Below are 8,469 nucleotides of genomic sequence, written 5' to 3' on the forward strand. Positions count from 1 at the left end.
GAGGCCTCATGCGCTTTACTGATGTTTTTATTAAACGTCCAGTTTTAGCGGTATCGATCAGCTTCTTGATCGCCCTGCTTGGTTTGCAGGCAGTGTTCAAGATGCAGGTTCGAGAATACCCTGAAATGACTAACACCGTCGTCACCGTGACGACGAGTTACTATGGTGCCAGTGCTGATCTTATCCAGGGCTTTATTACCCAGCCATTGGAGCAGGCCGTCGCACAGGCAGACAATATCGATTACATGACGTCATCCTCGGTGCTGGGTAAGTCTACGATTACTGTCACCATGAAGTTGAACACCGACCCCAATGCCGCCCTGTCTGATATTCTGGCTAAAACCAACTCGGTTCGCTCACAGCTGCCGAAAGAAGCCGAAGACCCGACAGTGACCATGTCGACCGGTTCAACCACTGCGGTACTGTATATTGGTTTCACCAGTGATGAGCTCTCTTCCAGCCAAATCACCGACTATCTGGAACGGGTGATCAACCCGCAGCTGTTTACGGTTAATGGTGTCTCGAAGGTGGATCTCTACGGCGGGATGAAATATGCCCTGCGTATCTGGCTCGACCCTGCCAAAATGGCAGCCCTGCGCCTGACCGCCACTGACGTGATGGGCGTATTGAACGCCAACAACTACCAGTCGGCAACGGGCCAGGCTATCGGTGAATTTGTGCTGTATAACGGCAGCGCCGATACTCAGGTCTCCAACGTCGAAGAACTGTCGAATCTGGTGATCAGCACCGATGAAGGTGATGTTACCCGCCTGAGCGACATTGCTAAAGTCACTCTCGAGAAGAGCCACGATGTCTATCGTGCCAGCGCCAATGGACAAGAGGCGGTTGTCGCAGCCATTAACGCGGCACCAAGTGCCAACCCAATCAATATTGCGGCCGATGTGCTGGAACTGCTGCCTCAACTTGAGCGCAACCTGCCCAGCAATATTCAGATGAATGTGATGTACGACTCGACGATTGCGATCAACGAGTCGATCAACGAAGTCATCAAGACCATTGTCGAAGCGGCAGTGATCGTATTGGTGGTGATCACCCTGTTCTTGGGATCATTCCGTGCGGTTATCATCCCGATCGTCACCATTCCGCTCTCACTGATTGGGGTGGCGATGGTCATGCAGGCGATGGGTTTCTCATGGAACCTGATGACCCTGCTGGCGATGGTACTGGCTATCGGCCTGGTCGTGGACGATGCGATTGTGGTACTGGAAAACGTCGACCGCCACATCAAACTGGGTGAATCACCATTCCGGGCCGCGATCATCGGTACCCGTGAAATTGCCGTGCCGGTAATTGCAATGACGCTCACGCTGGGTGCGGTATACGCCCCGATCGCGCTGATGGGCGGGATCACCGGCTCGCTGTTTAAGGAGTTTGCCTTAACCCTGGCGGGTTCGGTATTCGTATCGGGCATCGTGGCGCTGACACTATCGCCGATGATGTGTTCAAAAATGCTTAAGGCACACGAAGAGCCGAGCAAGTTTGAACAGAAAGTGCACAACGTATTGGATAGCATGACCAACCGCTATGCCGCCATGCTTAGCGCAATCATGCAACATCGTCCGGTGGTGATTGGTTTTGCTCTTATCGTCTTTGCCAGCCTGCCGATGCTGTTTAAGTTCATTCCGAGTGAACTGGCACCAGCGGAAGACAAAGGCGTGGTGATGCTGATGGGTACCGCACCATCCAATGCCAACCTGGACTTCATGCAAAACACCATGAATGACGTCAACCAGATACTGTCTGATCAGCCAGAAGTCGCGTTTGCCCAGGTATTTACCGGGGTGCCAAACTCCAACCAGGCGTTTGGTATCGCCTCTATGGTGCCCTGGAGCGAGCGGGAAGCCAGTCAGTCTGAAGTGGCAAAACGCGTAGGTGGCCTGGTTGCCAACGTACCGGGCATGGCTGTGACTGCCTTCCAGATGCCAGAACTGCCGGGGGCCGGGGGAGGCCTGCCGATTCAGTTTGTGATCACCACCCCCAATGCATTTGAAAGCTTATTCACTATTGCCACAGAGGTGCTGACTGAAGTGAAGTCGAGCCCGATGTTTGTCTACTCTGATCTGGATCTGAACTACGATTCAGCGACGATGAAAATCAACATCGACAAAGACAAAGCGGGGGCTTACGGCGTGACCATGCAAGACATTGGTATCACATTGAGTACCATGATGGCTGATGGCTACGTAAACCGTATCGACCTTAACGGTCGCTCGTACGAAGTGATCCCTCAGGTAGAGCGTAAGTGGCGCCTGAATCCGGAGTCAATGAACAACTACTACGTTCGCTCCGCTGATGGTAAAGCCGTTCCACTTGGCAGCCTGATCAGTATTGATGTGGTGGCCGAGCCTCGCTCACTGCCTCACTTCAACCAGCTTAACTCTGCCACCATAGGCGCAGTTCCCGCACCGGGGACCGCGATGGGCGATGCAATCAATTGGTTTGAAGACATCGCTGTCAGCAAGTTGCCAAGCGGTTATAACCATGACTACATGGGCGAAGCGCGTCAGTACGTGACCGAAGGTAGCGCCCTGTACGCAACATTCGGTCTGGCCCTGGCGATCATCTTCCTGGTACTGGCCATCCAGTTTGAGTCGGTAAGAGATCCGCTGGTGATTATGGTCTCGGTACCGCTGGCGATCTGTGGTGCTTTGATCGCACTGGCCTGGGGCGCAGCGTCGATGAACATCTACTCGCAAGTGGGTCTGATCACCCTGGTGGGTCTGATCACTAAGCACGGTATCTTAATCTGTGAGGTGGCGAAAGAAGAACAGCTGCACAACAAGCTCGGTAAAACGGAAGCGGTGATGGAGGCGGCGAAGGTCCGTCTGCGTCCGATCCTGATGACAACCGCAGCAATGATTGCCGGCCTTATCCCACTCATGTACGCCACCGGTGCCGGTGCCGCTCAGCGCTTTAGTATTGGTATTGTTATCGTGGCAGGCCTGGCAATTGGTACTATCTTTACCTTGTTTGTCCTACCGGTGATCTACAGCTATCTGGCGGAGAAGCACAAGCCTCTACCCGTCTTTGTCGAAGATAAAGACCTGGCAAAGCTGGCGCGGGTTGATGAAGCAAAAGCGGCACACCGTGAGCTTGCCGAAAACCGCTAATAGTTTCTGACCACAAAAGGCCACTCCGGTGGCCTTTTTTATATCGGTCATTTGCCAATGACTGGTTCGAATTTTTGCAACCTAACTAGCGACTTTCCCGTACCAATTACATAAAATGAGGATTAATCGAAAGGAGTTTCAGTCATCATGTTTGACCCCAAAAAACTAGAGCAAATTGCTAAACAAATTCACGACTCGATGCCAGCCCCGGTGAAAGAACTCGGTGCCGATGTCGATCAGAAAATTCGTCAAGTTATCCAAGGTCAGCTCAACAAGCTGGACGTGGTCAGCCGTGAAGAGTTTGATGTTCAGACTCAGGTGCTGCTGCGCACACGTCAAAAGCTGACCGAGATGGAACAAAAGCTGACCGAGCTGGAACAGAAGTTGGCCGAAAAAAACGACTAACCAATTAATCAGCAGAGATAAAAAAGGCTTGGTCAGTGACCAAGCCTTTTAATTAGATGTCGTGTTATTTTGTATTTATTGACCCCAGTCTGTCTGGAGTTCTTAAAAGTATTTTCCGCTGGTTAGCGTGTTCGTTCAGTCAGGTTAAAGCTTCCGTTCGAGGGAAAGGCGCTGCGTTTATGCAGATAAATTAAGCGCCTTCGCCGTCGCAACAAAGCTTAAAACAACTCACTAACCGCCTACTGCGATACGCTTCATATCGGTCATGTAGCCACGCAGCTCTTCACCAATGTATTCCACTGGATGGTTGCGGACTGCATCATTGACAGTAATTAGTGTTGCGTTATCGACCTGGTTAGACGTCTCACCCAAACCTTTGCCGATCACGTCCGTGCCTACGGATGGCATAAATTTCTCACGCAGTAGCGGAGTGGCAACGTTAGCAAACAGGTAGTTACCGTATTCCGCCGTATCTGAAATAACCACGTTCATTTCGTACAGGCGCTTACGTGCAATAGTGTTAGCAATCAGTGGAAGCTCATGGAGTGATTCATAGTAAGCCGACTCATCGATGATACCGGAAGCAGTCATCGCCTCAAACGCCAGCTCAACCCCTGCACGAACCATAGCAACCATTAGAATACCGTTATCGAAGTACTCTTGCTCAGAGATCTCAACATCAGTATCCGGATAGTTTTCAAACGCGGTTTCGCCAGTTTCTGCACGCCAGCCAAGCAGGTTCGCATCGTCATTGGCCCAGTCGGCCATCATGGTACTTGAGAACTCACCTGAAATGATGTCATCCATGTGCTTGTTATAAAGCGGACGCATCAGCTCTTTTAGCTCTTCAGACAGCTCAAACGCCTTGATCTTGGCAGGGTTCGATAAGCGATCCATCATATGGGTAATGCCACCAAACTTAAGCGCTTCGGTGATGGTTTCCCAACCATACTGCAGCAGTTTGCCGGCATAACCAGGGTCGATACCGTCAGCAACCATCTTCTCATAACAAACGATCGAGCCAGCCTGGAGCATGCCACACAGGATGGTTTGCTCACCCATCAGATCAGATTTTACTTCTGCAACAAATGAAGACTCCAGACAGCCAGCGCGGTGACCACCGGTTCCCGCCGCCCATGCTTTAGCGATATCCCAGCCTTCACCTTTTGGATCATTCTCTGGGTGAACCGCAATCAACGTTGGTACGCCAAAGCCGCGCTTATACTCTTCACGCACCTCTGTGCCCGGACATTTAGGCGCCACCATAACGACCGTCAGGTCTTTACGGATCTGCATCCCCTCTTCAACCACGTTGAAACCGTGTGAATAACCAAGCGCCGCGCCTTCTTTCATCAGCGGCATAACGGTCTCGACAACGTTGGTATGCTGCTTATCTGGCGTTAAGTTGATAACCAGATCAGCCTCAGGGATCAGATTTTCGTAACTATCTACTTCAAAACCATTCTCTTTTGCGTTCTTGTAGGATTGACGCTGCTCATCGATCGCAGCTTGACGCAGCGCATACGCAACGTTGAGCCCCGAATCACGCATGTTGAGACCCTGGTTGAGACCTTGTGCACCACAACCAACAATAACCACTTTTTTGCCTTTCAGGTAATCAGCTTCAGAGGCAAACTCGCTGCGGTCCATAAAACGACAACGGCCAAGTTGGTCCAACTGCTGGCGTAGGTTTAACGTGTTGAAATAGTTAGCCATGATCGGGCTCTCCTTTAAGAATTTATCCATTCGGTCGATATCTCACTATCGAATAACCTGATACTAAAACAGACATTGAATTGCTTAAAGTGATATATTCACAATTAGTTATTGCAATAAATGCAACAAGGGTGTGACCATTCCATGAACATTAAAAGTCTGCAGCTGTTCATTCATCTCTGTGATAGTAAAAACTTTTCCAAAACCGCCTCAGCGATGCATATCAGCCCTTCAGCATTAAGTCGCCAAATTCAGAAATTGGAAAACGACACCAATCAGATCCTGTTTGTCCGCGACAACCGCAGCGTTGAGCTCACCACCCAAGGCAAGAAACTCGTGCCTGTGGCGCTCAAAATCTTGTCCGACTGGCAACAGTACCAGAACCAACTCAAAGGCACAGAAGATGAACTACAAGGTGAAATCCGCCTGTTCTGCTCGGTCACGGCCAGCTACAGCCATCTTCCTGAACTGATCTCTGAGTTTCGTCTCCAGCATCCCTATATCGAATTTAAACTATCAACCGGTGACCCAGCTCAGGCGATTGAAAAAATCTTGAGTGATGAAGCCGATATTGCGATATCGGCGAAACCAGAACAACTCCCGGCAAAAATCGCTTTTGAACCAATTAGTGAAGTTCCTCTCTCAGTAATAGCCCCGGCAAGCATCAGCAGCTTTGCAGAAGAGTTACACAAAGAAAGACCAGATTGGACAGCCATCCCTTTTATTCTGCCCGAAGCCGGAACCGCCCGGGAGAGAGCCAATGCCTGGTTTAAAAAGATGCGCATCAAGCCCAATATCTACGCCCAGGTGTCAGGACATGAAGCTATTGTCAGCATGGTTGCCTTAGGGTGCGGGGTTGGTATTGCACCGGAAGTGGTTATCGTGAACAGCCCAGTAAGAGATAAGATCCAACGATTAAAACTCGAGCCTATCAAGCCGTTTAAACTCGGAGTGGTGTGTAAGCGCTCAAATCTGGAAAACCCATTACTCGCTGCATTTTGGAAAGTAGCGGAAAAGGTCTACATTCAGCCCTAAATCGGTTCACTGATCACCAGTCAAACTACAGACATGGTTAGGATGTGTCTTGACCTGATTTAACGGTACAATTTTCATCAGTTATTTGGCTAAGGCGCTTAATTCAATGACGTCACTTAAGAAGATTACCCTGGTTTCACTCCCCTTACTGATTATCGGATGCAGCTCCGCTCCCGATAGCGTTCCTTTGTCTGCAAAGGACTATTGCCTGGCTCAGCCAATCAAACCCGTTAAACCTCTGTCCAGTTACCTTGTGCCTTATCAGTCCCAGCTGGAGCAAAAGACAGGGGTCTATGTCCTGGAGCAAGGGGCGGAAGCAATGATGTCACGAGCCTGGTTAACCGAGCGCGCCGAAAAAACCATTGATGTACAGTACTTTATCTTTTCCGTCGACAATATTGGCCTGATTGCCACTGACTATCTAGTCAAGGCGGCAGAACGCGGTGTCAAAGTCCGAGTACTGGTCGATGACATCATGCTGGAAGTAAAAGGTGATGAGTTACTGATGCTTGCAGCCCATGAGAACTTCGAAATCAAAGTGTATAACCCAAATGTCAATATTGGTAAAAATATCGCAGAGAAAATAACGACACTGTTGACCGACTTCCATGGCATCAACCAGAGAATGCACAACAAGGTTTTCTTGGTTGATGGACAGCTCGCGATCACCGGGGGAAGAAACATTGCAGATGAATACTTTGGCTTTGATCATGAATACAACTTTAGAGATCGAGACGTTTTTCTCGCCGGTAAAGCCGTAAATGACGTACAAAGCTCCTTCGAAGAATACTGGCAGAGTACACTGAGTGTTTCTGTAGAAGCGCTGTTTGCTCCCGCCCCCAGTCACGGAAATCCCGATTTCTCTAGATTACACTCCTACGCCTGCAACCCAACTCATTTCCACCCGGAGATCCGGCAAGAAATCGAGCGAGTCCCGCAGACTTTTGCACGAATCGCAGAAGAAGGCAAGTTTCTGTTGGTCGATCGTGTGGAATATATTGCTGATACACCAGGAAAAAACCGTCACGAAATGTTCCTTGGTGGCGGAGGTATTACACGAGATAAGTTGATTGAGTTAAGCGAAAATGCTCAGAAGAGCATCCTCATCCAAACCCCTTATCTCGTCACAACCAAAAAAAATCGACAATTTCTTCGCCAACTGGTCAATAAAGGCATTTCAATTAAGATCCTGACCAATAGCCTTGCCTCCAATGATAACTTAGCCGCATTCAGTGGTTATCAGAGAAACAGAAAACAGCTTCTCGATACTGGCGTTGAGGTATACGAGTTCAAACCCGATGCTCAGGTCAGGCATCGCGTGATGACAGAGCATATGTACAAGAAACTGCCGACTACGCCGATATTCGGCCTGCATGCGAAAACAATGACGATTGATGATGGCATCACTGTTGTCGGAACCTACAATTTCGATCCCCGCAGTGCAAACCTTAACACTGAAAGTTTCGCAATAATCCATTCACCGGATATCACCAGGCATGTAAAGGCTTCAATGCTGACTGAAATGGCACCCGAAAATGCATGGCGAATCACGAAAGACTTTAACCCAGATAATAAAGTCAGCATGCCGAAGCAAATCGGAGTAAAGCTTCACCGAGTGGTACCTAAGAATATTCTTTAGATATCCAGCAGGTACGATTGGATAACACTAACAATGGAAGTGGCCTGTATGGCTTGATCGCAATCTGGATAAGATAATTGCGCAGGAAACATCGCTTAAAACAAGGCGTGGATTGCCGCTAATAACAAAAGCGACAACGCCGTTATCAGCGATGTTAGCCAGCAAAAATGATCAACTACTTATGCCGACTGATATGACTAGGGGATAGTATTTTATTCGGCGGTATAAACAGAAAAAGCCTCGCCGTTTCTAGCGAGGCTTCTGAATAAGTGGCGGAGTGGACGGGACTCGAACCCGCGACCCCCGGCGTGACAGGCCGGTATTCTAACCAACTGAACTACCACTCCGCAGTGGCTTACCTGCTATTGGCAGGTGTCCAAAATTTAAAGCCTGGCGATGTCCTACTCTCACATGGGGAAGCCCCACACTACCATCGGCGCTAATTCGTTTCACTTCTGAGTTCGGCATGGAATCAGGTGGGTCCAAATCGCTATGGTCGCCAAGCAAATTCTTTAATTCGGAAAGCTGTTTTTGTGTTCTCTA

5 protein-coding genes, 1 tRNA gene and 1 rRNA gene are annotated in these 8,469 nt (G+C 49.4%); 4 read left to right on the forward strand and 3 right to left on the reverse strand.

Annotated elements, in window-relative coordinates; genetic code table 11:
• The first annotated feature begins 8 nt into the window (after positions 1 to 8).
• Together P2G85_RS10140 and P2G85_RS10145 are read left to right on the forward strand one after the other, a co-directional pair.
• Positions 9 to 3,131 (forward strand): multidrug efflux RND transporter permease subunit, encoded by a 3,123-nt coding sequence (locus tag P2G85_RS10140; RefSeq protein ID WP_275863983.1) that lies wholly within the window; start codon positions 9 to 11, stop codon positions 3,129 to 3,131.
• A gap of 147 nt (positions 3,132 to 3,278) precedes the next feature.
• Positions 3,279 to 3,536 (forward strand): accessory factor UbiK family protein, encoded by a 258-nt coding sequence (locus P2G85_RS10145; RefSeq protein WP_275863984.1) that lies wholly within the window; start codon positions 3,279 to 3,281, stop codon positions 3,534 to 3,536.
• A gap of 231 nt (positions 3,537 to 3,767) precedes the next feature.
• On the opposite strand, the gene ilvC is transcribed toward P2G85_RS10145, so the two are convergent.
• Positions 3,768 to 5,252, reverse strand: a complete 1,485-nt coding sequence (gene ilvC, locus P2G85_RS10150) for a ketol-acid reductoisomerase (protein ID WP_275863985.1) — start codon at positions 5,250 to 5,252, stop codon at positions 3,768 to 3,770.
• A gap of 144 nt (positions 5,253 to 5,396) precedes the next feature.
• Between ilvC and ilvY the strand changes: the two genes are divergently transcribed.
• Together ilvY and P2G85_RS10160 are read left to right on the forward strand one after the other, a co-directional pair.
• Positions 5,397 to 6,287 (forward strand): HTH-type transcriptional activator IlvY, encoded by an 891-nt coding sequence (ilvY, locus tag P2G85_RS10155; protein ID WP_275863986.1) that lies wholly within the window; start codon positions 5,397 to 5,399, stop codon positions 6,285 to 6,287.
• 106 nt (positions 6,288 to 6,393) lie between these two features.
• Positions 6,394 to 7,926: a phospholipase D family protein gene (locus tag P2G85_RS10160; RefSeq protein ID WP_275863987.1), complete on the forward strand. Its 1,533-nt coding sequence runs from the start codon at positions 6,394 to 6,396 to the stop codon at positions 7,924 to 7,926.
• Between the two features lie 270 nt (positions 7,927 to 8,196).
• Here the strand turns inward: P2G85_RS10160 and P2G85_RS10165 are convergent.
• Positions 8,197 to 8,273: transfer RNA gene (locus P2G85_RS10165), tRNA-Asp, on the reverse strand.
• A gap of 41 nt (positions 8,274 to 8,314) precedes the next feature.
• A 5S ribosomal RNA gene (rrf, locus tag P2G85_RS10170) occupies positions 8,315 to 8,430 on the reverse strand.
• Positions 8,431 to 8,469 lie beyond the last annotated feature (39 nt).

The sequence above is a fragment of the Vibrio sp. CAU 1672 genome, assembly GCF_029223195.1.
Taxonomy (GTDB): domain Bacteria; phylum Pseudomonadota; class Gammaproteobacteria; order Enterobacterales; family Vibrionaceae; genus Vibrio.

Bases quoted from the DNA above. Each gene is read 5' to 3' on its own strand.
- P2G85_RS10140 (WP_275863983.1), top strand. From the start codon at position 9: ATGCGCTTTACTGATGTTTTTATTAAACGTCCAGTTTTAGCGGTATCG.
- P2G85_RS10145 (WP_275863984.1), top strand. From the start codon at position 3,279: ATGTTTGACCCCAAAAAACTAGAGCAAATTGCTAAACAAATTCACGAC.
- ilvC (WP_275863985.1), bottom strand. From the start codon at position 5,252: ATGGCTAACTATTTCAACACGTTAAACCTACGCCAGCAGTTGGACCAA.
- ilvY (WP_275863986.1), top strand. From the start codon at position 5,397: ATGAACATTAAAAGTCTGCAGCTGTTCATTCATCTCTGTGATAGTAAA.
- P2G85_RS10160 (WP_275863987.1), top strand. From the start codon at position 6,394: ATGACGTCACTTAAGAAGATTACCCTGGTTTCACTCCCCTTACTGATT.